This window comes from Burkholderia sp. Bp8994, from assembly GCF_003853805.1.
Lineage (GTDB): Bacteria > Pseudomonadota > Gammaproteobacteria > Burkholderiales > Burkholderiaceae > Burkholderia.
On the sequence record NZ_QTQH01000001.1, the window covers coordinates 1 to 23,969 of the forward strand.

Annotated in this window: 18 protein-coding genes and 2 pseudogenes; 9 read left to right on the plus strand and 11 right to left on the minus strand. The window is 67.0% G+C overall.

The genetic code is table 11. From position 1 onward, the window contains the following. From DIE04_RS00005 to DIE04_RS00030, 6 genes are all read left to right on the plus strand, one after another. Nucleotides 1–447 (plus strand): alpha-E domain-containing protein (locus DIE04_RS00005; RefSeq protein ID WP_148091644.1); only part of this gene is annotated, 447 nt, incomplete at its 5' end. Between the two features lie 8 nt (nucleotides 448–455). Next, entirely contained in the window at nucleotides 456–1,430 is a 975-nt protein-coding gene (locus tag DIE04_RS00010; protein ID WP_124485049.1) for a transglutaminase family protein, read from the plus strand. Nucleotides 1,431–1,524: 94 nt separating this feature from the next. After that, complete coding sequence (locus DIE04_RS00015; RefSeq protein ID WP_124519690.1) at nucleotides 1,525–4,953, plus strand: DUF2126 domain-containing protein; 3,429 nt, start codon at nucleotides 1,525–1,527, stop codon at nucleotides 4,951–4,953. Between the two features lie 212 nt (nucleotides 4,954–5,165). Continuing rightward, nucleotides 5,166–7,772, plus strand: a complete 2,607-nt coding sequence (locus DIE04_RS00020) for a circularly permuted type 2 ATP-grasp protein (protein ID WP_124519707.1) — start codon at nucleotides 5,166–5,168, stop codon at nucleotides 7,770–7,772. After that, nucleotides 7,766–8,842, plus strand: a complete 1,077-nt coding sequence (locus tag DIE04_RS00025; protein ID WP_124519689.1) for a transglutaminase family protein — start codon at nucleotides 7,766–7,768, stop codon at nucleotides 8,840–8,842. The genes DIE04_RS00020 and DIE04_RS00025 overlap by 7 nt, the downstream gene beginning before the upstream one ends. Before the next feature lie 172 nt (nucleotides 8,843–9,014). Further along, on the plus strand, nucleotides 9,015–9,287 hold the full coding sequence (locus tag DIE04_RS00030) for a hypothetical protein (RefSeq protein WP_124485046.1): 273 nt from the start codon (nucleotides 9,015–9,017) through the stop codon (nucleotides 9,285–9,287). Between the two features lie 81 nt (nucleotides 9,288–9,368). Here DIE04_RS00030 and pip read toward each other — a convergent pair whose 3' ends face one another. Both pip and DIE04_RS00040 read right to left on the minus strand, forming a co-directional pair. After that, nucleotides 9,369–10,301: a prolyl aminopeptidase gene (gene pip, locus DIE04_RS00035; RefSeq protein ID WP_044843979.1), complete on the minus strand. Its 933-nt coding sequence runs from the start codon at nucleotides 10,299–10,301 to the stop codon at nucleotides 9,369–9,371. Between the two features lie 151 nt (nucleotides 10,302–10,452). Continuing rightward, nucleotides 10,453–10,677: a hypothetical protein gene (locus DIE04_RS00040; protein ID WP_124519688.1), complete on the minus strand. Its 225-nt coding sequence runs from the start codon at nucleotides 10,675–10,677 to the stop codon at nucleotides 10,453–10,455. Here DIE04_RS00040 and DIE04_RS00045 point away from each other — a divergent pair. Continuing rightward, a complete protein-coding gene (locus DIE04_RS00045) occupies nucleotides 10,661–11,815 on the plus strand; it encodes an acyltransferase (protein ID WP_124519687.1) in 1,155 nt (384 codons plus the stop codon). The two genes, DIE04_RS00040 and DIE04_RS00045, sit on opposite strands and share 17 nt — an antisense overlap. Nucleotides 11,816–11,843: 28 nt before the next feature. Here DIE04_RS00045 and DIE04_RS29985 read toward each other — a convergent pair. From DIE04_RS29985 to DIE04_RS00065, 4 genes and pseudogenes are all read right to left on the minus strand, one after another. Next, nucleotides 11,844–11,978: pseudogene (locus DIE04_RS29985) on the minus strand (multidrug ABC transporter ATPase); the annotation flags it as partial. Nucleotides 11,979–12,165: 187 nt separating this feature from the next. Further along, nucleotides 12,166–13,110, minus strand: coding sequence for a GIY-YIG nuclease family protein (locus DIE04_RS00055; RefSeq protein WP_124519686.1), 945 nt, complete (start codon nucleotides 13,108–13,110; stop codon nucleotides 12,166–12,168). A gap of 374 nt (nucleotides 13,111–13,484) precedes the next feature. Then, a complete protein-coding gene (locus tag DIE04_RS00060; RefSeq protein WP_124519685.1) occupies nucleotides 13,485–13,862 on the minus strand; it encodes a hypothetical protein in 378 nt (125 codons plus the stop codon). 96 nt (nucleotides 13,863–13,958) lie between these two features. After that, entirely contained in the window at nucleotides 13,959–14,411 is a 453-nt protein-coding gene (locus DIE04_RS00065) for a pyridoxamine 5'-phosphate oxidase family protein (RefSeq protein ID WP_124519684.1), read from the minus strand. A gap of 467 nt (nucleotides 14,412–14,878) precedes the next feature. Here DIE04_RS00065 and DIE04_RS00070 point away from each other — a divergent pair, with 467 nt between their 5' ends. After that, nucleotides 14,879–16,021 (plus strand): Acg family FMN-binding oxidoreductase, encoded by a 1,143-nt coding sequence (locus DIE04_RS00070; RefSeq protein WP_260426172.1) that lies wholly within the window; start codon nucleotides 14,879–14,881, stop codon nucleotides 16,019–16,021. Between the two features lie 73 nt (nucleotides 16,022–16,094). Beyond that, nucleotides 16,095–16,292: pseudogene (locus DIE04_RS00075) on the plus strand (ATP-dependent protease); the annotation flags it as partial. A 39-nt stretch (nucleotides 16,293–16,331) separates the two neighbouring features. Here the strand turns inward: DIE04_RS00075 and DIE04_RS00080 are convergent. The 5 genes from DIE04_RS00080 to DIE04_RS00100 form a co-directional block, all read right to left on the minus strand. Further along, a complete protein-coding gene (locus DIE04_RS00080) occupies nucleotides 16,332–18,845 on the minus strand; it encodes an EAL domain-containing protein (protein WP_124519683.1) in 2,514 nt (837 codons plus the stop codon). 427 nt (nucleotides 18,846–19,272) lie between these two features. Beyond that, nucleotides 19,273–20,337, minus strand: coding sequence for a 2-aminoethylphosphonate aminotransferase (locus DIE04_RS00085; RefSeq protein WP_124519682.1), 1,065 nt, complete (start codon nucleotides 20,335–20,337; stop codon nucleotides 19,273–19,275). Continuing rightward, on the minus strand, nucleotides 20,337–21,518 hold the full coding sequence (gene aepY / locus DIE04_RS00090) for a phosphonopyruvate decarboxylase (RefSeq protein ID WP_124519681.1): 1,182 nt from the start codon (nucleotides 21,516–21,518) through the stop codon (nucleotides 20,337–20,339). Before aepY ends, DIE04_RS00085 begins: the two co-directional genes overlap by 1 nt. After that, nucleotides 21,515–23,200 (minus strand): phosphoenolpyruvate mutase, encoded by a 1,686-nt coding sequence (aepX, locus tag DIE04_RS00095; RefSeq protein ID WP_124519680.1) that lies wholly within the window; start codon nucleotides 23,198–23,200, stop codon nucleotides 21,515–21,517. Before aepX ends, aepY begins: the two co-directional genes overlap by 4 nt. Beyond that, nucleotides 23,197–23,964 (minus strand): NTP transferase domain-containing protein, encoded by a 768-nt coding sequence (locus DIE04_RS00100; protein ID WP_044843985.1) that lies wholly within the window; start codon nucleotides 23,962–23,964, stop codon nucleotides 23,197–23,199. Before DIE04_RS00100 ends, aepX begins: the two co-directional genes overlap by 4 nt. Between the last annotated feature and the right edge of the window lie 5 nt (nucleotides 23,965–23,969).

Sequence of the window (23,969 nt, forward strand, 5' to 3'; positions counted from 1 at the left end):
TTCGTCGAGCGGGCCGACAACACCGCGCGGATCCTCGACGTGAAATACCACCTGCTGCTGCCGTCGGTGTCGCACGTGGGCACGATCCTCGACAACTACCAGTGGGAGACGATCCTGCGCTGCGTGGCCGCTCACCGGTCGTATCGCTGGGTGTACGACGTGCAGTACAAGCCGATGAACATCGCCGACTATCTGATCCTGAACGGCCGCATGCCGCGCTCGCTGCGCTATTGCTACGGGCGCGTGGTGTCGAGCCTGAACCTGCTCGCGAAGGATTACGGCGTGACACACCCGTGTCACGACACGGCCACGAAGATTCTGCAGATGCTGTCCGACACCTCGGTCGAGCGGATCTTCAAGAGCGGCCTGCACGAGTTCCTGACCGACTTCATCGGCCGCAACAACAGCCTGGGGATCGATATCGCCCAGGCCTACAACTTCGACTGAGACTTGCCATGCGACTCGCCATCCGACACATCTCGCGTTATCAGTTCGACGATCAAGCCACCCATGCGCTGCAACGGCTGCGGCTGCGCCCGCAATCGGGGCCCGGGCAGACGGTGCGCGCGTGGCAGGTCACGATCGACGGCGTCGAGCCGACGCTTTCCTATGCGGACGGATTCGGCAACCGGATCGACCTCGTGCGCCACGACCGCGGCGCGAAGAACGAGGTCGTCGTGGTCGCGGCCGGCGTCGTCGAGACGCAGGACCGCGCGGGCATTCTCGGCCACCCCGAGGGCTATGCGCCGCCGTGGATCTTCGAGCGCGAGACCGCGCTCACGAAGGCCGGCGACACCGTGCGCGAGCTCACGCAGGCGCTGCCGATCGAGCCGCACAGCCTCGATGCGCTGCACTGGCTGATGACGGAAGTGCACGACCGCATCGCATACGCGCCGAACCTGGCCGACGCGCCGGTCGATGCCGAAACCGCGCTGCAAAGCGGCGAGGGCACCAGCCGCGACCATGCGCACGCGTTCATCGCGGCCGCTCGCGCGCTGAAGGTGCCCGCGCGCTACATCTCGGGCTACGTGCTCGCCGACAGCGCGATGCAGCGCATCGCCGACGCGAAGCAGAGCGCGAGCGACGAGGATGCCGAGGAAGCGCTCGCGCTGCAGACGGGCGACGGCATGCAGCAGGTGCTCGGAGCATCGCATGCCGCACAGTCGCAGGGCTTGCCGCAGGCGGCACTCGGCGCGCAGCCGCAGGCCGTCGCGCTGATGCAGCAGCCGGCCGGTCACGCGTGGGCCGAGGCGTACGTCGAAGGGCTCGGCTGGGTCGGCTTCGATCCGTTCATGAACCGCTGCCCGGACGAGCGCTACGTGCGCATCGCCGTGGGCCTCGACTATCGCGACGCGCAACCGGTGACGGGGATTGGCGCGAGCGCCGTCGGCATCGAGATCAGCGTCGTGCAGTCGCCCGAACTGGTCTGACGCATACCTTCTCCGAACCCGCCGTGCCGTGCCGCCGCAGCGACGGCGACGCGGCGCGCGCGGCCGGTCCAACCCGAACCGAGCGGCCTCTCCCATGCCCATTCACGTCGCGCTGCATCACACCACCCGCTACCGCTACGACCGGCCCGTCAACCTCGGGCCGCAGATCGTGCGGCTGCGGCCCGCGCCGCACTGCCGGACGCCGATCGTCGCGTATTCGATGACCGTCGAGCCCGCGCAGCACTTCATCAACTGGCAGCAGGACCCGTTCTCGAACTATCTCGCGCGGCTCGTGTTTCCGGAGCGCACCGAACACTTCGAGATCACGATCGACCTGGTTGCCGAGATGTCGGTGTACAACCCGTTCGACTTCTTCCTGGAAGCCAGCGCGGAGCAATACCCGTTCAGCTATGACGATGCGCTGAAGACCGAACTCGCGCCGTACCTCGCTTGCGATCCGCAGACGAGCGCGGCGCCGCTGTTCCGCGCGTATCTCGACGGCGTCGACCGCACGCCGGCCGGCACCGTGAACTTCCTCGTCGCGCTGAACCAGCAGTTGCAGCACGACATCGGCTATCTGGTGCGGATGGAGCCGGGCGTGCAGACGCCCGAGCAGACGCTCGAGCTCGCGTCCGGGTCGTGCCGCGACAGCGCGTGGCTGCTCGTGCAGCTGTGCCGGCATCTCGGCATCGCCGCGCGTTTCGTGTCCGGCTACCTGATCCAGCTCACGCCCGACGTGAAGGCGCTCGACGGCCCGAGCGGCACGTCGGTCGACTTCACCGACCTGCACGCGTGGTGCGAGGTCTACCTGCCGGGCGCGGGCTGGATCGGTTTCGATCCGACCTCGGGCCTGCTCGCCGGCGAAGGGCACATCCCGCTCGCATGCACGCCGCAGCCGACCAGCGCCGCGCCGGTGGAGGGGCTGATCGACGAATGCGAAGTGTCGTTCGAGCACGAGATGGTGGTGACGCGCGTGTACGAATCGCCGCGCGTGACGAAGCCGTATACCGAGCAGCAATGGGACGCCGTGCGCACGCTCGGCGCGCAGGTCGACGGCGCGCTGACGGCCGGCGACGTGCGGCTGACGCAGGGCGGCGAGCCGACCTTCGTGTCGATCGACGATCGCGACGGCGCCGAATGGAACACCGATGCGCTCGGCCCGACCAAGCGCGGCTATGCGACCGAACTCGTGCAGCGGCTGCGCGCCGAATACGGCGAAGGCGGCTTCCTGCATTTCGGGCAGGGCAAGTGGTATCCGGGCGAGCAGCTGCCGCGCTGGGCGCTGTCGATCTTCTGGCGCGCCGACGGCCAGCCCGTGTGGCACGACCCGTCGCTGTTCGCCGACGAGCGCGAGCCGTCCGCGTGCACGACCGAGGACGCGAAGCGCTTCATCGACGCGCTGGCCGCGCGCCTCGGACTGACCGACGAATTCGTGCGGCCCGGCTACGAGGATGTCTGGTACTACCTGTGGCGCGAGCGCCGGCTGCCCGTCAACGTCGATCCGTTCGACTCGCGCCTCGACGACGAGCTCGAGCGCGCGCGGTTGCGCAAGGTGTTCGACCAGCATCTCGACAGCGTGGTCGGCTACGTGCTGCCGATCAAGCGCACGGACGACGCGCCGGGTCTCGACGGCCCGCGCTGGCAGACCGGCCCGTGGTTCTTCCGCGACGAACGGATGTACCTCGTGCCCGGCGATTCGCCGATGGGCTATCGGCTGCCGCTCGATTCGCTGCCGTGGGTCGCCGGTGCCGACTATCCGTACCTGGTCGAACGCGATCCGTTCGCGCCGCGCGACGCGCTGCCGGACGCGGCCGCGTTCCGTGCGCGTCATGCGGGTGCGGCCGACGCGCCGCGTTACCTGGCCGGCGTGCATCGCGAAGCGTCCGCGCAAACGGTCATGCAGTTGCGCAGCGCCGGCAGCGCCGGCAGCGCCGCCGGCGACCGGCACGCGCATGCCGCGCAGGACCCGCAGCGCCACCCCGAGCGCTTCGAATCGGCCGCGTGGATCACGCGTACCGCGATGTGCGCAGAAGTGCGCAACGGCATCCTGTACCTGTTCATGCCGCCGCTCGCCGCGCTCGAGGATTATCTCGACCTGCTCGCGGCGATCGAGCTGACCGCGCAGGCCCTCGGCGTGAAGCTCGTGCTCGAAGGCTATCCGCCGCCGCGCGATGCGCGGCTCAAGCTGCTGCAGGTCACGCCCGATCCCGGCGTGATCGAGGTGAACATCCATCCGGCGAAGAGCTTCGACGAACTCGTCGGCCAGACCGAATTCCTGTACGACGCCGCCTGGCAGTCGCGGCTGTCCAGCGAGAAGTTCATGGTCGACGGCCGGCATGTCGGCACGGGCGGCGGCAACCATTTCGTGCTCGGCGGCGCGACGCCGGCCGACAGCCCGTTCCTGCGCCGCCCGGACCTGCTCGCGAGCCTGATCGCCTACTGGCACAACCATCCGTCGCTGTCGTACCTGTTCTCGGGGCTGTTCATCGGTCCGACGAGCCAGGCGCCGCGCGTCGACGAGGCGCGCAACGACCAGGTCTACGAGCTCGACATCGCATTCGCGGAAATCCAGCGCAACAAGCTGCTGTACGGGCAGGACATGCCGCCGTGGCTCGTCGACCGCGTGCTGCGCAACCTGCTGATCGACGTGACCGGCAACACGCACCGCAGCGAATTCTGCATCGACAAGCTGTATTCGCCGGATTCGTCGACCGGGCGGCTCGGCCTGCTCGAACTGCGCGCGTTCGAGATGCCGCCGCATGCGCGGATGAGCATCGTCCAGCAACTGCTGCTGCGCGCGCTGGTCGCGCGCTTCTGGGCCGCGCCGTATACGACGCCGCTCACGCGCTGGGGCACCGCGCTGCACGATCGCTTCATGCTGCCCGCGTTCCTGAAGATGGATTTCGACGACGTGCTGGCCGAGCTGCGCGACGCCGGTTTCGCGTTCGATTCCGCGTGGTTCGCGCCGCATTTCGAATTCCGCTTCCCGCTGTTCGGCCAGATCGCGGTGAACGGGATGCAGCTGTCGCTGCGCGGCGCGCTCGAGCCGTGGCACGTGATGGGCGAGGAGGGCGCGCACGGCGGCACGGTGCGCTACGTCGATTCGTCGGTCGAACGGCTCGAAGTGCGCGTGACCGGGCTGAACGACAACCGTCACGTCGTGACCGTCAACGGCCGCGCGCTGCCGCTACAGCCGACCGGCACCGTCAGCGAATACGTCGCGGGCGTGCGCTACAAGGCGTGGGCGCCGCCGTCGGCGCTGCATCCGACCATCGGCGTGCATGCGCCGCTCACGTTCGACATCGTCGATACGTGGCTGCAGCGCTCGCTGGGCGGCTGCCGGTATCACGTCGCGCACCCGGGCGGGCGCAACTATGCGACGTTCCCGGTCAACGCGTACGAGGCCGAGAGCCGCCGGCTCGCGCGTTTCGTCGCGATGGGGCACACGCCGGGGCGGATGGACGTGGCGGCCGCCGCGCCGAGCCGTGAATTCCCGTTCACGCTCGACCTGCGACGGCCCTGATCGTCGGATGAAAGGACGCACGACGATGCGCGGTTTCCGACCTCCCGGCGCGCCGGGAGGAGTGCTAGGATGCGGGCAGACTGCGGCCGCCCGCCGCGTCTGCCGTGCCCGGACGACGGTGCGGCGGCGCGCGGGCACCGCTGCCCCCTGACGACGGAACGATACCGACCGTGCCGCCCATTCACCCCGACGATCTCGCCGACGCCGACGCGATGCCCACGCTTTTCGATACCGGCGCGCAGCCGGACGCCGCGGAACTGGCCGCCGCGCTCGCGGCGCCGGCCGCGGCCGGCCGCTACGACGAACTGCGCGGCAGTGCCGCCGGCCTCACCGCGCCGCTGCTCGCCCCCGCATGGCGCAGCTTCTTCACGTCGATCGGCAGCGACGGCGTGGCCGACCTCGACCGCCGCGCCGACGCGCTGCAGCGCCGCATGCGCGAGAACGGCCTGTTCTACCAGCTCCACGAACAACGCGCGGGCGACGGCGCGGCCGGCCCGTGGTCGCTCGACCTGCTGCCGCTGATCGTCACGCCCGAGGACTGGGTCGCGATCGAGCGCGGCGTGCTGCAGCGCGTGCGGCTGCTGAACGCGACGATGGCCGATTTGTACGGACCGCAGACGATCCTGCAGCGCGGGCTGCTGCCGCCCGCGCTCGTGACCGGCCACCCGGGCTACCTGCGCGCGATGCGCGGCGCACGCGTGCCGGGCGACACGTGGCTGCACGTCGTCGCGTTCGATCTCGCGCGCGGCCCCGACGGCCAATGGCGGATCGTCGCGCAGCACACGCAGGGACCGTCCGGCCTCGGCTATCTGCTCGAGAACCGGCTGATCGTGTCGCGGCTCTTTCCGCGCGGTTTCCGCGGGCTGCGCGTGCAGCGGCTCGCTTCCGCGTACCGGTCGCTGCTGCAGAGCATGCAGGCGCTCAGTCCCGCCAGAAAGAATTCGCGGATCGTGCTGCTGACGCCCGGGCCGCACAGCGCGACCTACTTCGAGCATGCGTATCTCGCGCGCTACCTCGGCCTCACCCTCGTCGAGGGCGGCGACCTGACCGCGCGCGACAACCGCGTCTTCCTGAAGACGCTGCGCGGGCTCGAACCCGTGCACGGGATCCTGCGGCGCGTCGACGACGCGTGGCTCGATCCGCTCGAACTGCGTCCCGATTCGATGCTCGGCGTGCCGGGCCTGCTGCAGGCCGTGCGGGCGGGCAACGTGCTGCTCGCGAATGCGCCGGGTTCGGGCTTCCTCGAGTCGCCGGGCATGCTCGGCTTCATGCCGCGCCTCGCGGAAGCGCTGCTCGGCGAAACGCTGACGCTGCCGGCCGTGCATTCGTGGTGGTGCGGCGAGGCGGCCGCGTGCGGCGATGCGCTGCCGCAGCTTGCGCGCAGCATCGTGAAGCCGTCGTATCCGCCCGAGGTGCAGGCCGGCGACGCGTTCGACCCGGTGATCGGCGCGCGGCTCACGCCGGCGCAGCTGGCCGAATGGCGTGCGCGGATCCTGGCCCGGCCCGAGCATTACACGGTGCAGGCCGACCTGCCGTTGTCGCAGGCGCCGACCTGGCCGGGGCACGACGCGTCCGACGGCAGCGGTGGCGCGCGCATCGTGCCGAAGCCGCTGCTGCTGCGCGTGTTCGCGCTCGCCGACGGCGCGCAGCGCTGGCGGCTGCTGCCGGGCGGACTATCGCGGGTCGGCACGCGCGATACGCTGTTCAACGCGCCGATGCCGCGCGGCGGCAGCACGGTCGATACGTGGGTGATGACCGAAGGCATCGTCGATTCGACGACGCTGCTGCAGACGCGTCTCGGCCCCGACGATCTGGTCGAGCGTCCGCGCGCGATCGCGAGCCGCGCGGCGGAGAACCTGTTCTGGCTCGGCCGCTATACCGAGCGCGCGACCAACCTGATGCGTCTCGCGCGCGCCGCGCTCGAACGGCTGCGCGGCGAGGACGACGTCGACAGTCCCGCGCATCTCGAGTTGATCGACACGTTGTGCCGCGACACCGGCCTGATCGCGCCCGACGCGCCGAACGCCGTCGATGCGCCGCGTGCGTTCCAGTACGCGCTCGCGACGTCGCTGACGCGCGGCGCGGACCGCACGTCGGGCATCGCGTCCTGCCTGTTCGGGATGCGCGGCGCGGCTGCGGCGATCCGCGAACGGCTGTCGAGCGATCAGTGGCGGCTGATCGACGACGCGACGCAACTGTTCGCCGACAGCGCCGATCATCCGGAAGCCGAGGAGCAGATCGGCAACGAGGCGCTGCAGTTGCTGGAGCGCCTCGGGCTGCTGCTCGGCGCGATCACCGGCGCGCAGACCGACAACATGACGCGCGACGACGGCTGGCGGCTGTTGTCGATCGGGCGGCAGATCGACCGGCTGGACTTCCTGTGCAGCGTGCTGAAGTTCGCGTTCGACGAAGGCGCGGTGCACCGGCAGGACGGCTTCGAACTCGTGCTGGAGCTGTTCGACAGCACGATCACGTTCCGCTCGCGCTTCCAGCGCGGCTTCGACGTCGCGCCGTTGCTGTCGCTCGTCGTGCTCGACACCGACAATCCGCGCTCGCTCGGCTGGGTCGTGCAGGCGTTGCGCGGCCGGCTGACGAAGGTCGAGCGCAGCGAGGGCTATGCGCTGTCCGAACTGGCCGAGACGATTCCGGACGTGCCCGCGTGGTCGCTGCACGAACTGTGTGAAACCGGAGATGATGGTCGGCACGACGCGCTGCTCGATGCGCTCGACACGACGGTGAAGGCCGTGTGGGATCTGTCGAACCGGATCGGCGAGCGGTATTTCAGCCACGTTCGCGAGGCGGGCAGGACGCTATGGTGACGCCGAAACACGCGGCGAAGACGCCGCCCGCGGCCGCCCCCGGCAGTGCGAAGCAGACAGCGGCGGCGGTCGTGCCCGCGGCCTCGAATGCATCGGCCACGTCGGCCACGCCGACGACGTCGGCCGGTCGTGTCCTGCGCGTCACGCACGACACCGAATATCGCTACGCGGCGCGCGTCGAATCGGCCCAGCACCAGGCGCGGCTGCAGCCGCTCGCGACGCCGCGCCAGCAGGTGCTGTCGTTCGCGCTCGACATCGAACCCGGACCGGAAACGGTCGGCACCGAGATCGACGCGTTCGGCAACGCGCGCGCATCGTTCGCGCTGAACCAGCCGCACGATGCGCTGCTCGTGCGCAGCCGCAGCACGGTGCGCGTGAGCCCGCCCGTCTGGTCGCAGGGCGCACGCGGCGCGCCGCCGCCCGCGATCGCGCATCCCGACCCCGAGCACGCAACCGCATGGGAAGCCGTGCGTGACCGCCTGCGGTTTCGCGCGGGGCAGCCGTACGACGCGGCGAGCGAGTTCGTGTTCGCGTCGCCGCACGTGGCGTGCGATCCCGAACTGGCTGCGTATGCGGCCGCCAGCTTCACGCCGCAGCGGCCGCTCGTGCAGGCCGCATGGGACCTGATGCGGCGGATTCACGCCGACTTCGCGTATACGCCGAACAGCACCGACATCACGACGACGGCGCTCGATGCATTGCGATTGCGCAAGGGCGTCTGCCAGGATTTCGCGCACGTGATGATCGGCGCGCTGCGCTCGCTCGGGCTCGCCGCGCGCTACGTGAGCGGGTATCTGCTGACGCAGCCGCCGCCCGGGCAGCCGCGGCTGATCGGCGCGGACGCATCGCATGCATGGGTCGACGTGTACGACCCGGCGTGGCCAGAAGACGGCGGCTGGCTGCAGCTCGACCCGACCAACGACCGCGCGCCGGGCGACGACTACGTGATGCTGTCGATCGGCCGCGACTACGCGGACGTGACGCCGCTGCGCGGCGTGATTCGCGGCGGCGGCGCGGATCAGGAGCTGAAGGTCGGTGTGACGGTCGAGCCGCTCGATGAGGCGCTCTAAGGCCTGACGCGCCGGTCGCCGGACGTTTAAGTCGTCGTTAATACTGCCCGCCTAGCATGGTGTTGCCGGCGAACGGATCGGACCCGATCCGGCGCCGGCGGCACGCACGGGTGCGTCGACGTCACGGCGCCGCGCCGTCGCGCGTCGCCATTCCCTTGCAACGGCGGCAGACATGATCAAGAACTTCGACTACACGCTCGGCAACGAGACGATCGAGCTTTGCGCGAGCTTCGGCGCGGGCCCGGCGTTCCGCCGCGTGCTCGTGAGCCGTGCGGATTCGATGGAAACGCTCGTGGTGCTCGACGCGCGTGGCCTGTCGGGCCTGCTGAAGGTCGCGACCGAGGAGCCGGAAGGGTTGCTCGACGATGCGATCCGCAAGGTTGGCGATGAACGACTCGTCGAGCGGGCGATCAGCGGCCGCACGATCGTCGAAGCGGCGCTCTGAGCGGGGCGGCGCGCGCCGGCCGGCATGGCCGGCTGCCGCGCGCCGCGTGGTATTGCGCGGTATGTGCTGCGTTGCTTGCGCTTACGCCGCGAACCGGTCCGTCGCCGCGAGCAGCGCCTTCAGGATGCCCGGTTCGTTGTATGCGTGTCCGGCATCCGGCACGATCTCGAACCTCGCGTCGGGCCATGCCTTCGCGAGATCCCATGCGGTGCGTGCGGGCGTCGCGATATCGTAGCGGCCTTGCACGATCACGCCCGGAATCCCGGCGAGGCGATGCGCGTCGCGCAGCAACTGGCCTTCCTCGACGAACCCGCGATTCACGAAGTAGTGGTTTTCGATCCGCGCGAACGCGAGCGCGTAGTGGCCGTCCGCGAAGTGCGCGGCCAGCGCCGGGTCGGGCAGCAGCGTGATCGTGCGGCCTTCCCAGAGGCTCCATGCGCGCGCGGCTTCGAGCTTCGCGGCTTCGTCGTCGCCCGTCAGCCGGCGATGGTACGCGGCCATCAGGTCATCGCGCTCGGCTTGCGGAATCGGCGCGAGGAATTCTTCCCACAGGTCCGGGAACAGCCACGACGCGCCTTCCTGGTAGTACCACAGCAACTCCGCGCGACGCATCGTGAAGATGCCGCGCACGACGAGTGCGCTGACGCGTTGCGGATGCGTTTGCGCGTAGGCGAGGGCGAGCGCGCTGCCCCATGAGCCGCCGAACACGAGCCACTGTTGCGCGCCGACCATCTCGCGCAACCGCTCGATGTCGGCCACCAGGTCCCAGGTCGTGTTGTTGTCGAGGCTCGCATGCGGTGTGGAGCGCCCGCAGCCGCGCTGGTCGAACAGCAGGATGTCGTAGCGCTCGGGATCGAACAGGCGGCGATGGTCGGGGCTGCAGCCCGCGCCCGGGCCGCCGTGCAGGAACACCGCGGGCTTGCCGGACGGGTTGCCGCAGCGCTCCCAGTAGATGCGGTGGCCGTCGCCGGTGTCGAGGTGGCCGTGGGCGTAGGGTTCGATCGGTGGGTACACAGGCAGGCTCCGGGTGAGGGTCGGCAGGGCGGCGGACGAGGCACGGGCCGGTGGGCGATCGGAATACGGCGGCGCCGGTATCGCGGATATTGCGGCGCCGCAGATTCGTTGTGTCGGCATCGGCCCGGCGGCCGCCGGGCAAGGCTTGTCATTATGCCCATTCATTGCGGCCGCTGCGTGCGATGGCGATGGCGATGCCGGTTGCACGGCGCGGCATTGCGGCCGGCATGCTCGGCGGAATTTTTTGAGCAATTTCATTCGGATATTTTTCAGACAAAATCCCGGCGGCATATCGGCGCACCGATCGCGGGCGCCGACCTTCATTCCGTTCCTCCGCCGTGCCAACGGGAAACGAACCGATGAACCATCGCGTCAAGCAACTGACCGGGTTGCGCGCCGTCGCGGTCACGATGGTCGTCGTCGGCCATGCGGAACGCGTGCTGCCGGGCGGCTATACCGGCTGGCTCGCGCCGCTGCGGCTCGTCGCCGACGGCCGGCTCGGCGTGCTGATCTTCTTCGTCCTCAGCGGCTTCCTGATCACCAACGTGCTGCGCGCGGAGTGCGCGCGCACCGGCGGGGTCGCGCTGACGTCGTTCTATGTGCGCCGCGCACTGCGGATCTGGCCGGCGTGCTACGTGTATCTCGCGACCGTCGGCGTGCTCGCCGCCGTCGGCTGGCTCGACGTCGGGCGCCGCCAGTGGCTGTATGCGGCGCTGCATCTGTGGAATTACTCGGCATGGTTCGGGCTGAGCGGCGACAACGTGCTGCACCCGGACGGCGCGTGGTATCTCGGGCATTTCTGGTCGCTCGCGCTCGAAGAGCAGTTCTACTGGTTTTGGCCGCTGCTGTTCGTGTTTGGCGCCCGCCGTCGCGGCACGCGCTGGCTGGCCGCGCTGATCCTGGCCGTGCCGCTGGTGCGCGCGCTCACGTATTTCGTCGCGCCGGCGCTGCGCGGGCAACTCGGGATGATGCTGCATACGGGCGTCGATCCGATCCTGATCGGCTGCTACGCGGCGCTCGAACGCGAACGGCTCGAAGCATGGATCGGCTCGTGGCGCGGCGAGACGCGCATCGTGACGGCGCTCGTCTTCATCGTGCTGTTCGGGATGCCGCTTGCCGAACATCGGCTCGGCGGCTTCTGGAATGCGACCTACGGCGTGACGCTCGAGGCCGCGCTGATCGCGATCGTGATCGTCGTGCTGAATTTCCGCAGCGAGTTCTGGTGCGCGCGGTGGCTGCGGGCCGCGCCGATCGTGTTCGTCGGCTCGATCTCGTTCAGCCTGTATCTGTGGCAGCAGCCGTTCGCGAACCCGGATCTGGCGGTTCCGCACGCGTTCCCGCTCGGCATCGTGTGGGCGCTGCTGGCCGCGATGGCCAGCTACTTCCTCGTCGAGAAGCCGTTCCTGCGGTTGAAGGATCGCTATACGGCGCGCGAGGCGCGACGCATGCGTGGCGACGCGTTGCGGATGCCGGCGCCGCCGGCAGATCCGATCGGGCCGAAGGTGGCGGAGTAGGCGGGCCTGGCGTGACCCGCTTGCGGCCTCACTTGAAACGCTTCAGCGCCTCGGGCGAATACCAAAAGGTACTGAACATGTCGATCCCGTACGATTTGCCGTCGTATTTGACGACCGTGCGCGCGGTTCGCTTGCCCGTATCCGAGTAGCTGTCGTCGTCGCGCTATCAGGGAAACATGCCGTTGGCGCGGCTGCATTCCTACCCGAAGCTGACGGTCAGAGGTCAGCAACGCTTCCGGGGCGACATCGCGGAGTGGGGCTTGCCGCCTGAAATTAGAGAGTAGTACGCCATTTGGGTGCACGTCTCGCTGCGGTCAGCGTTCCGTAGAGGCTGTTTCCGGCTGATTGCATCAGTTCAGATTCAGACCGAATGTGCGCGAACCCAGCGCGACTTTCCAATACGATTCGCGCCGGATCACCTCCTGGCGGGATGTATCTGCCGGCAACACTTCGAGCAGCGTGAACCGGAGATCCAGTTCGCGTCCAGGCGTAGCGGCGAGCAACTGCGCAAGCAGCTTGTTGCCTCCGTGTCCTGTGGTCGCATAGTTGCTCCAACGCTGTAGCACCCCTTGTGCGCCGGAGGCCGAACCCACATAGTGTTGGCCGCCGCGCTCGTCCGTGATCAGATAGATTCCGGACACGCCAGCCAACCCCTGTTGCCAGGCTGCGTCACGCAGTGCGATCCGCAGTTCCGCCATAACGAGTGAGACACCAGTGAGTCCCTGGAACGGCACCGCCGATTCGAGCTGTGCGGTGACGCTGTACCGGCGGCCCATCCGCATAGGAAATTGACTGCAGGAGCCTGGCTTTGCCTCGTGCGCAATTTGCTCGATTGGTGAGTTGGTTGTCCGGCGTACTCGCTGGGTTTTCTCCGGTCGCAGGACACGCCGCCAGGCCACTTCCTTTCCGGTCCACTCGATTTCGAGCTTCAAACGCAGATCGGCAAGCAGATCGAGTTCGCGCAAATCGTGGTAGTAGCCGCCCCAGTTCTCGTGCAACGGCTCAAAGCTTCCCTCAAGTAGTCCCCGACGAATCGCCTCGCCGGGCGACAGCACACCGTCGACACGCCAGACGCCCAGAAGCAGGGCATGGCCGGGCCGATTGCCGTAAAACGCTACGAGCAGGCTTCCCACGGGCATCTCTCTGGGCTGCATCGCCTGATACAGATTCAGTGCGCGCGTGCCGATATATTTCACGAGGGGATACCGCTTATCCTTGTGGCGCATCAGAGTGATTTGCTGTGCGGCTGGATCGACACCGGCGTTCTTTAGAAGGTCTAGTAGGTCTTCAAACATGGGACTCGACTGTAACTGCATACCGACGATGACGGCAAGCGACCGTCGCTCCGACACCGCAAACTTTAGTCCCTCCAAGAACGCGTAAAGACCGCAAAATCGGCGGCTGCTCTTGGTTGCCGATTCAACTGGTTGCCTCGTCGGTCAGCATCGACCGGTTGAATCCGCCGCCAGAAGCGGCCATTCGCACGTAGACTACCGCGAACGTCCGAGTATCGCATCGACTCCGGGCACCGACATGTACGCGTCAACTGCATATATTCCTGGCTGACCAGCCTTCGTGAGCAGGGCAGTTCAGCGGATCCGATCGCAGGTCACACGGTTTTGCCGAGGGGGCGCTTCGGCGTTGCGATCCTGGCCGCCTGCAATTGCGCTCACCTGCTCGCGCCCATTCGATTACCGCGCGCCTGCAGAAATGGAAAGCTTGCAAAGCAAAGTTGGCTTGCGAGGCCGATCGCGCCGGGCACAGACCAAAAGCCGGCAAAGTACTCGAGCACGGTCCTTCCAAACAGGAGTCCTTTGGTGCACAACTCCGCAATCGTCAATGTGGCCAGGGCGATCGCGCCCATCAGCAACGCCTCGTTGGTATCCGTCAGGAGGTCGTGTTTTTTCGTGCTCCAGTGCGACACGTACCAACTCGCGGCCAGCATGAACGGCGCTTCGAGCGATACGGCTGCCGTCTCTCCCAGCAGCCGCACAAGCAGCAGGACGCGCATCGCCCCGAAGGCGAAGCCGATCGCAAAAACGATCAATGCATAAAGGCAGCCCGCTTCCGCGCAGGTTGCCCATCGGGGGCTACGATGTGAGCACCGCGTCACGGCGTCTTGCGTTTTTGATATGGAAGGAGATCAGCAAATGCAAAGATCGGTGTGCCCGAAGCCTTGTGAATAATCGAGCACCGAAATGACTATCGGAATCACGCGAAATATCCGGACCTCGTCAGGAGACGGCATCGGCATTGGCAGCGCGTGCATGTCCGGATACTTCAGTGGAAGCATGTGCAAGACCTTCTCTGCTTCGGCACGATCAGTTACCGGTTGTGCACGTGCCGCCATCGACAAACCGGTAATCGCCATCAGATCCGATGTGTCGTGGTCGATCGTGAGCGATACCCGGTCGTCGCGGGCCAGATTGGCCGCCTTCTGGCTTTCCAGGCCGCAAAGGAAGTAAAGCGTCAGTCCCTGGCTCACGTATCCGACGGTGGTCGCCTGCGGCCAGCCGTCCGGCCTTAGCGTGGCGATCGTCATGATTCGGTGCTGATCCAGCAATGACAGGATCTTTTCCTTGATCTGCTCGTCCATGGATCACCTTCCAGTTCGTGAAATCCTATCCTGTCCCACCGGGTCATCCGGCGCTTGATGCAAATCAAATACCGAAGATGACCGACTTCGAGACGCACGGCGCGCAAGCGTGAGCGGCCCGCCTGCACGACCTGCCGCGCAGGCCGCGATTCACGCCGACCGCAATTGACTCAGATCAACGGAGCCGGCATTTGCCTGACACAGGTTGACGTGGCAGGCTAGATAGTCGACAACGCGCGCCGAAAACGGCCCGGTGCGGAGATACGGGTGTTGAGAATTCAAGCGATGAAGGGAATTGCCTTTGCGTCTGGATGCGTGCCGAGTCGCGTGTCGCCGTGGCGGTTTTCAGTAAGTCTCGCTGTGGAGGATTTGGGGCTGCGCTGGGGGCTCGGAATCGCAGTCCAAAGGGGCGTTGCGAATTTTCCATTGGCGCTGCACGCGAGCAACATTGCGCGTCAAGTCACTGCATGCGCGCCGCACTCTGGCACGGCAGCCGCGACAACTTACGGGAATTTGGCATGGACAGGCGAACTTTCTTCGTCGGCGCCGGCGGCGCCTTGATGCTGGCAGGCGGCGCGACTGCCTGGATGTCGTCCGTGGGATCGATGGCCGACTATCAGGCCTATGCAAAGCGCCTGCGTGCGGCTCTGACAATGCCGCCGAGCCTTGGCGGCCTCATCCGCTATGCGACACTTGCCGCCAACAGCCACAACACGCAGCCTTGGCGGTTTCATGTCGGCGACGGGTTCATCGACATTCTGCCGGACCTCTCGCGCCGCACACCCGCTGTCGACCCGGACGACCATCATCTGTTTGTGAGCCTTGGATGCGCGGCGGAAAACCTCGCCATCTCGGCTGCAGCAACGGGCTGGCCTGGAGAGGTTCAGATGGCTTCCGGCGGAGACGGCGCACGTTATGCATTCGTACGCGGATCGATGAGGGCGAGTTCGCTTTTTGCCGCAATTGCCAAACGACAATCGACGCGCGCGGAATATGACGGGCGTGCCGTTCCTGCCGCCGATCTCGCGTTCCTCGAGCGGACGGCTGCCACGCCCGGCGTTCACTTGACCCTCATCACCGACCGAATGGGGATCGACAAGGTCAGAGATCTGGTGGTAGCCGCCAACGACATTCAAATGGCGGATTCGGCTTTCATGAGCGAACTGAAGCGATGGATCCGGTTCAACCCACGCAGCGCCATGTCGTCGGGCGATGGCCTGTTCTCCGCTGCAAGCGGGAATCCAGTGCTGCCGAGCTCCCTTGGACGCTTTGCGTTCGAACGGTTCTTTGACACCCGAACCGAGAACGACAAATATGCCCGCCAAATCGATTCGTCGGCAGGCATTGCCGTGTTTGTTGGCGATCGGGAAGACAAGACGCATTGGATCAGGGTCGGCCAGGCCTGTCAGCGCTTCGCGCTGACAGCGACAAACCTTGGGATCAAGGTCGCCTTCGTCAATCAGCCCGTCGAGGTCGCTCGCCTTCGTCCGCATCTGGCAGGCATCGTCGGCGATACCAGCCGGCGACGGCCTGATATCGTCATGCGCTTCGGCTATGGACCGACCCTGCCATTCTCGCCCCGCCGTCCCGTGGAGACTGCGCTGGCTTGACGCCGCCGGTATTGACGCGCTGTTGACGTCAGGCGAGCGTCGGCCAATTGCCGCTGTTCAATCCAATCATGGGGCCTTTGCACGGGCCAAAGCGGAATGCGCGCAGTTCGTCGACGCGGTTCGCCGGGAAATCCTGGAATACTTCGACGTGACCGACAATCAACCGGACTGGAAGGTCGTGCTGCGCAATGACGACAGCGATGAGCAGTGGGCGGAAGTCAACCGGCAGCGCAGCGGGTTGGGAACCGGCGAAGTGCGTGGAGATCTCTGATCATTGCTTGCAGTCGCATGTGCCCGCTGCCGGAAAGGCTCACTCCACCAGCAATTTCGCGCTGTGGCGCGACAAGATCCCGACGAACTGGTCGGCGGGCTGTGGCCGCGCGAACAGGAAACCTTGCCCCTGATGGCAACCGATCTCCTGCAGGAAGGCCAGTTGTTTTTCCGTCTCTACGCCCTCCATCACGACATCGAGCCCGAGCGCGCGGCCCATTGCAACGATCGCGCGCACGATCGCATCGTCCGTGCTGCCCGAACCGCAGTCCGTGAGGAACGACCGATCGATCTTCAGCGTATCGACGGGCAGATCCTTCAGATACACCAGCGACGAATATCCCGTACCGAAATCGTCGATCGCCAGGCTGATCCCCCGGATCGCCAGTTCGCGCAGCAGGATGCCGATTTCCTCGCGGGTGTTCATCGCCATGCTTTCGAGCAACTCGAGCTGTAAGCATTCGGTCGGCAACGCGGTTTCGCTGAGGATGGTCGTCAGGTCGCTGAGGAAATGGTCGGTAAGGCATTGCCGTGCCGACACGTTCACCGCCACACGCCCGAACTCGAAGCCCGCGTCGAGCCATCGGCACGCCTGGCGGCAGGCTTCATGGAGCACCCATCGGCCGATCGGGACGATCAGCGCGGACCGCTCCGCGAGCCCGATGAAGTCGCCCGGCGGTACGAGCCCCCTGCGTGGATGCAACCAGCGCAGCAACGCCTCCACGCCGACGATCCGGCCGCTGGTCAGATCGTATTGCGGCTGGTAGAACAGGCGGAATTCATTCTGCTCGAGCGCGCGGTGCAATTCACCGAGCATATCCAGCTGCTCGATCGCCGACGACGTCATCTTGCTCTCGAAGAACTGGAACACGTTCCTGCCGCGACTCTTCGCGCCGTACATCGCCTGGTCCGCAAGCAGGATCAAGTGCTCCGCCTCGATCCCGTCGTCAGGATAGATGCTGATGCCGATGCTCGGTGTCACGAAGATTTCGTGGCCACCGATATCGATGGGCCGCGCCACTTCGTCGAGCAGCGTGCGCGCAATGCGCCCGACGTCGCGGACGTCGTCGAACTCCTCCAGCACGAGCGCGAATTCGTCACCGCCCATGCGTGCCACAGTGTCGTTCGCGAGCACTTCGGCGACGATGCGTCCCGCGACGATCTTCAACACCTCGTCGCCGGCGTTGTGGCCGAGCGTATCGTTGACCAGCTTGAAGCGGTCGAGATCGAGGTACATCACCGCGACCTTGCGACCGAGCCGCTTCGCCTGGACGATCGCGTGCGCGAGCCGCTCCTCGAACAGCGCCCGGTTCGCGAGATTGGTTAGCACGTCGTGCGTGGCGAGATAGCCCAGCCGCTCTTCCGCCTGGCGCCGCTGCGTGATGTCGGAAAAGATCGCCGCGTAGTGGGAGATCCCGCCTGCGTTGTCGCGAATGCTGGTGATCGTCAGATATTCGAGAAACAGCTCGCCGGTCTTGCGGCGATTCCAGATTTCGCCTTGCCAGTGGCCATCGGTCGTTAGCGAATGCCACAGCTGCTTGTAGAACTCGGGCGTCTGGCGCCCTGAACTCAGCATGCTTGGGTTGCGCCCGATCACTTCGTCCTCGGTGTACCCGGTCAGGCGCGTGAAGGCCCGGTTGACGCGCTCGATCTTCGCGTGCCGGTCGGTCACCATGATGCCTTCGAGCGCCGATTCGAACACCCGATCCGCCATGCGCAGGTTGAAGCGGGCGAGACCCAGTGCTTCGTCGCGCTCGCGCAGGGCGCTGCGCAGCTCGTTCGCGTATTCGTGCTCTATGCTCTGCAGCACGTCCGCGAAACAGAGCAGCCCGGTGAGCCTGCCGTCCTCGTCCTGGATGCCGACGTGTCGCATATTGTGCTCGGTCATGAAGCGCTGCGCGGCATACAGACTCTGCCGGGCGGACAGCATCTGCAGCGGCTTGCTGGCGAAGGCGCCGACCGCGCCTTGGGTTCCGCCGTCCGCCAGGAGCCGGACGACGTCCCGTTCGGTCAGGATGCCGCGCTCGCCGTCGTCGTAGCCGACGAGGATCGCATCGAGCCGTTGCGCGCGCATCTGCGCGATGACTGCGTGCAGCGCGGCATGCTCGGGCACTACGACGGGCGGATGGACGGAGATCGATTCGATCGGCTTCAGGTGGAGGAAAAATTCCGGCCCCTGGTTCACGACGACGTCGGTCTGCGTCAGCACACCGATCGCGACGCCATCCCGGACCACCACGAAGTGCCGCACGCCCGACTGCGTGAACTTCATCGCAGCTTCACCCAGCGGCGTATCGGCCTCGAGCGTCAGCACCGGATGGCTCATCACCTCGCTGACCGGCCGATCGAGCCCGCGCGGATTGTCGCTGGCCGACAGTGCATCATGCTCGGTCCAGATCCCGACGACCTGGTCATCCTGCATCACGACGATCGAGCTGCAGTGCTCGGCGAACATGCGTCGCGCGACCTCCCGCACCGGTGTGGCGGGTGCGCAAGATAGAATCTGACGCGCGATCAGGCGCGCGATCGGAACATCGTAGCTGTTCGGATACATTTTCTAACCAACACGAAAAAACCTTGCCGGCGCATGGTGATCCGGCAACCTGCGGGCTCGTCTGCGGCGGCCGGCAAGACCTGATTCCGCTCGCCTCGAATGGTTGCGTACTCATCGAATTCGCAAGCGGGGTATTGCCCCGTCGCTCGAGGCATCGTGGCGGCGAGCGCGGTGCCGTGACCCCCGGCACCCCATTCGACGATCCGATGTCCAGCGCACCCAAACGCCGGAGCATCGCCTTCTCAAGAGCGGCCATCCTGCGTTAACGACAGGTTCGGAAAAGAGTTGAGTGCCATGACGGCATCGGGGCTGCGTGGCGGCAAGTCGAACGGCTGCGGGCAGGGGTGACACGTCGATGCTCACGCTACTTCCCGAACAACAAAAAAGGCCCTTGCGGGCCTCTTACGGATGAAGGGGTGAGCAACGTTCATTGCGTCAACGCGGCAAACCCCTCCAGCAACCGCTCGACATCAGCCGATTGAATCGCGCCCATCGTCGAGATCCGGAACAGTTCCTTCGACAACCCGCCTTGCCCCGCATAAATCACGAAGCCGCGCGCCTTCAGCCCGTCGTGCAGCGTCTCGTACGTGACGCCTTGCGGCAGCCGGTACGCACGCAGCACGACCGACGACGCGCCTTCCGGCAGCACGAGCGACATCCCGCGCGCCGCGAGCCCGGCCTGCGCCTGATCGGCGAGCGCCTTGTAGTGCGCATGCCGCGCACGCCAGCCGCCGGCCTCATCGAACTCGCGCAGCGCCTCGACGAGCGCGTAGTACGCGTGCACGGACGGCGTGAACGGCGTATTGCGCTGATCCTGCAGCTTCGCGAGCCGGCCGAGATCAAGGTAATACGTGCGGCTCGCCGCCTTCGCGAGCGCGCTGCGGCGCACGATCACGAACGCGGCGCCCGGCACGCCGTGCAGGCACTTGTTCGCGGTCGCGGCGACCGCGTCGATCACGCCGCCGGCGAAGTCGATCGCTTCGGCGCCGAAGCTGCTGACGCCGTCGACGAGCATCTTCACGCCGCGCGCACGGCACACGTCGGCGATCGCGCCGAGGTCGTTCAGCCGGCCCGTCGTCGTTTCGTGATGAATCACCGCGACGTGCGAATAACCGCCCGCGTCGAGACGCGCGGCGATCTGCGCGAGATCGGGCGCCTGCATCCATTCGTGCTTCACCACCTCGTGCGCGATTCCGTACTGCGTCGCGATCTGCGTGATGCGCTCGCCGTACACGCCGTTCTCGATCACGAGCAGCTTGCCGTCCTGCGGCACGAGCGCCGCGATCATGCTCTCGACGGCGGCGGTGCCCGAGCCGGTCATCAGCACGGCGGCCCACTCGGCCGGATCGAGCTCGTACGCGGCGACGAGGCGCGCACGCGCTTCATCCTGCAGATCGAAGAATTCGCTTTCGCGATGGCACAGGTCGGGTTGCAGCAGGCTGCGGCGCACGCGTTCGGTGAGCGTGACCGGGCCGGGATTCAGCAGCAGCATCAATGAGCTCCTTCGGCGTGGGCTTCAGCCTGTGCGGCGCCGATATGCCGCATCAGGCGGGTCTTGACCTCGACCGGCGTGACGGTCGGGCGGGGCAGGCCGTCGGGCACGCCCGTGCGGATCGCCACGCGCACGAACTGCGCACCGTCGGCCCGCGCGGCGAGCGTTGCATCGAGCACGTCGAGCGTGTCGCCTTCGACGGCCGACGCATAGCCGCATGCGGCCGCGACACCCGCGAACGACACATGCTGCGACACGGTCGCCTGGCCGCCCGTCGATTCGTGTGCGCCGTTGTCGAGCAGCACGTGCGTGAGGTTGGCCGGGCCGTAGGTGCCGAGCGTCGCGAACACGCCCATGCGCATCAGCGCGGCGCCGTCGCCGTCGACGGCCACCACGCGCAGGTCGGGGCGCGCGAGCGCGAGACCCAGCGCGAGCGGCGTCACGCAGCCCATCGAGCCGACCATGTACAGCTGGTTCGGGCGGTCGTCGATCGCATAGAGCTCGCGGCCGCAGAAGCCGGTCGACGCGAGCACGACGGTCGAATCGACCGGCGTGTGCGCGATCACGCGCTGCAGCGCGTCGTGGCGGGTCGGCCACGCGTCGGCCGACGCGGCACGCGACGACGCTTGCGCGGCGACATGCGCGCGCGGCGCTGCCGCCGGGTTCGCCTTCAGCTCATAAGGCGCGACGCTGCCTTTCTGCATCACGAGCGCGTACGGGCGGCCCGTCGCGTCCATGTGCGCGATCGCGCGGTCGAGCGCCGGGCCGACCTGTTCGGGGTCGGTCGGGAACGTCTCCCACGGGATCTCCATCGTGTCGAGCATCGCCGGCGTGATCGGCCCCATCAGCGCGTGCTGCGGCTCGTCGGCGACACCCGGCTGGCCGCGCCACGTGACGATCAGCAGCTGCGGCAGCCGGAACGTCCAGGTCAGCGACGTGAGCGGGCTCACCGCGTTGCCGAGCCCTGAGTTCTGCATCATCGCGATCCCGCGCTTGCCGCCGAGCGTGGCGCCCGCGATCAGCGCGACCGCGTCGCCTTCGTTCGCGGCCGACACGTAGTGCAGCGTCGGGTCCTGCAGCACGTAGTTGATGAACGGCGTCAGGTACGAGCAGGGCACGCCCGCGTACCAGTCGAAACCGCGTTCGCGCGCGACCTCGACGAACTGGGCCGCTTCGATCATTGCGCGCTCCCGTTGCCGGCGCCCGGCTCGGACAGCGGCGTCTGGCCGTGCGCGAAGTCGCCCGCGCGGCGGAAGTCTTCCAGATCGTTGACGCCGCGCCAGTGGCCGTGCACGTACTGCACCTCGATCTTCTCGCCGGCGGCGATCAGCTCGTTGAGCAGCGACGGGATGTCGAGCGTGTCGAAATCGGGGCGTGCCTGCAGCGTCGCGAGCATCGCCTTCAGGCGGTCGACGCCCGCGCCGCGCACGTTCAGGAGACCGATCCAGCGGCCGTGCGGCGTGCCGGCGGCGACGTCGCTCGACACACGTTGCAGATACGTCTTCTGGCCGAACAGGCCGCGGTCGTCCGCCGCCGAGCACAGCGCGAAGTCGCGCACGCTCTGGTTGGTTTCCGTGAGCGACGAATCGACGACGACGCTGAACTCGGCCTCGCTCTCCGCGAGGTCGCGCACGATGTAGCTGCGGAACAGCAGGTCGCCGTACGAGATCACGGTGTCGCCGGTCAGGCGTTCGGCCGCACATGCGAGCGACACGAGTTCGCCCGTCTGCGCATGGCGTTCGTTGACCACGAGCTTGATGCCCGACGTGTCGATCGCGTCGGCGCGATAGCCGCCGACCACGGTGATGTCGTTCACGCCGTGCGTCTTGAAGCCGTCGACGAGCCAGCGCAGCAACGGCTTGCCGGCGACCGGCAGCATGACCTTCGGCTTGTCTTCGGTGACGGCTTCGAGGCCCTTGCCGCGGCTCGCGGCGAGCACGATCGCGGCGTTCGACGCGCGCGACGACGACGACAGGTAGATGCGCTCGGCGGCCGAGTACTCGTCGGCGTCCTGCAGGCGGAAGATCTCGTTGACCGATGCAACGCGGTCCTCGACGTTGATCAGCGTTTCGCTCTCGTGGATCTCGCGCGCGGTCGCCTGCATCGCGGATGCCGACGCGCGGATCAGGTGGTTCGCCCAGATCACGGTGCTGATGCCGGCCTGGCGGAACACGTCGGTCGGCGTGCTGTAGTACTTGGTCGGTACGATCACGAGCGGCGCCTTGCCGCTCCATTCGCGCGCGAACTGCAGGATCTCGTCCGGGCGCGACAGCTTGCTGTGGATCAGGATTGCGTCGGCGCCGGCTTCCGCGTACGCGTTCGCGCGACGCAGCGCCTCGTCCATCCCCCAGCCTGCGATCAGCGCTTCGACACGCGCGACGATCGAGAAGTCGGGATCGGTCTGCGAATCCTTGCCGGCCTTGATCTTGCCGCAGAACTCGTCGATTTCCGCGAGCGGCTGGCGCTCGCCGCCGATGAAGCTGTTGGTCTTCGGGAACTGCTTGTCCTCGATACAGACGCCGGCGATGCCGCGCTGCTCGAGCTTCTTCACGAGGCGGCGCACGTTGTTGAAGTTGCCGTAGCCGGTGTCGCCGTCGAGCAGGATCGGCAGGTCGCTCGCGTCGGCCATGAACTCGAGCACGTCGACGACCTGCGTCCAGCTTGCCTCGTTGTTGTCGCGCACGCCGAACTGCGCGGAGATCGCGAGGCCCGATGCCCAGATCCCCTTGAAGCCCGCTTCGCGGACGATGCGCGCGGACAGGCCGTTGTGCGCTTCCATCAGGAATTCGAGTTCGCTGCTGACGAGCATGCGGCGCAGGCGTGCGCTGCGCGATTCGGAGAAGTTGGGTTCGCGTGCGTTCATCGTGCGGCTCCGGCGGTCGTGCGTTGAATCAGGGGGAGAATTTCTTGTGTCGCGCGTGCGACGTCGTTCGGGAAGTCGATCTCGATCCACGGCGAACCCGTGACGTCGGCGACGTCGAACGCGTGGCCGCCTTCGAGCAGCAGGTCGCGCACGGCTTCCTCGTGCGGCATGTTCGCGCGGCCGCTGTCGACGTAGCCCGCGACGATTTTCGCGAGGCGGCGCGCGGTGCCTTCGGTGAAGCGGAAGAAGCCGACCGACTCGCCGATCGTGTCGTAGTCGAGGTCGACCGCGAGCTGCTTGCGCAGCTCGACCGGCACGCCGTTCTTCAGGCACAGCTTGACGGGCTCGTCGCCGGCCTCGAAGTCGCGATCGATCAGCAGGCGGTCGACCGACTTGTCGGCATCGGCGACCAGCGCGTGCAGGATGTTCTCGTCGTACAGCACGTCGGCGTCCATCAGCAGCACGTCGCCGCCGCGCGTCATCGCGTCGGCGACGGTGTGCACGGTCAGCACGCTGCCGAGGTCATAGCGCTCGTTGATCACGATCTCGGCGGTGCGGCCGAGGCGCTTCAGTTCCTGCTCGACCTTCTCGTGCTGAAAGCCGAGCCCGAGCACGATTTCATCGACGCCCGCGGCGTCGAGCACACGCAGATGGCGCTCGAGCAGCGACACGTCGTCGAAGCGCAGCAGGCACTTCGGGAATTGCGCCTCGGGCGGTTGTTGCAGGCGCAAGCCGAGGCCTGCCGCAAGAATGATGGCTCGCATGGGTT

Bases quoted from the DNA above. Each gene is read 5' to 3' on its own strand.
- DIE04_RS00010 (WP_124485049.1), top strand. From the start codon at position 456: ATGCGACTCGCCATCCGACACATCTCGCGTTATCAGTTCGACGATCAA.
- DIE04_RS00015 (WP_124519690.1), top strand. From the start codon at position 1,525: ATGCCCATTCACGTCGCGCTGCATCACACCACCCGCTACCGCTACGAC.
- DIE04_RS00020 (WP_124519707.1), top strand. From the start codon at position 5,166: ATGCCCACGCTTTTCGATACCGGCGCGCAGCCGGACGCCGCGGAACTG.
- DIE04_RS00025 (WP_124519689.1), top strand. From the start codon at position 7,766: ATGGTGACGCCGAAACACGCGGCGAAGACGCCGCCCGCGGCCGCCCCC.
- DIE04_RS00030 (WP_124485046.1), top strand. From the start codon at position 9,015: ATGATCAAGAACTTCGACTACACGCTCGGCAACGAGACGATCGAGCTT.
- DIE04_RS00045 (WP_124519687.1), top strand. From the start codon at position 10,661: ATGAACCATCGCGTCAAGCAACTGACCGGGTTGCGCGCCGTCGCGGTC.
- DIE04_RS00055 (WP_124519686.1), bottom strand. From the start codon at position 13,110: ATGTTTGAAGACCTACTAGACCTTCTAAAGAACGCCGGTGTCGATCCA.
- DIE04_RS00065 (WP_124519684.1), bottom strand. From the start codon at position 14,411: ATGGACGAGCAGATCAAGGAAAAGATCCTGTCATTGCTGGATCAGCAC.
- DIE04_RS00070 (WP_260426172.1), top strand. From the start codon at position 14,879: ATGCGCGCCGCACTCTGGCACGGCAGCCGCGACAACTTACGGGAATTT.
- DIE04_RS00080 (WP_124519683.1), bottom strand. From the start codon at position 18,845: ATGTATCCGAACAGCTACGATGTTCCGATCGCGCGCCTGATCGCGCGT.
- DIE04_RS00085 (WP_124519682.1), bottom strand. From the start codon at position 20,337: ATGCTGCTGCTGAATCCCGGCCCGGTCACGCTCACCGAACGCGTGCGC.
- aepY (WP_124519681.1), bottom strand. From the start codon at position 21,518: ATGATCGAAGCGGCCCAGTTCGTCGAGGTCGCGCGCGAACGCGGTTTC.
- aepX (WP_124519680.1), bottom strand. From the start codon at position 23,200: ATGAACGCACGCGAACCCAACTTCTCCGAATCGCGCAGCGCACGCCTG.
- DIE04_RS00100 (WP_044843985.1), bottom strand. From the start codon at position 23,964: ATGCGAGCCATCATTCTTGCGGCAGGCCTCGGCTTGCGCCTGCAACAA.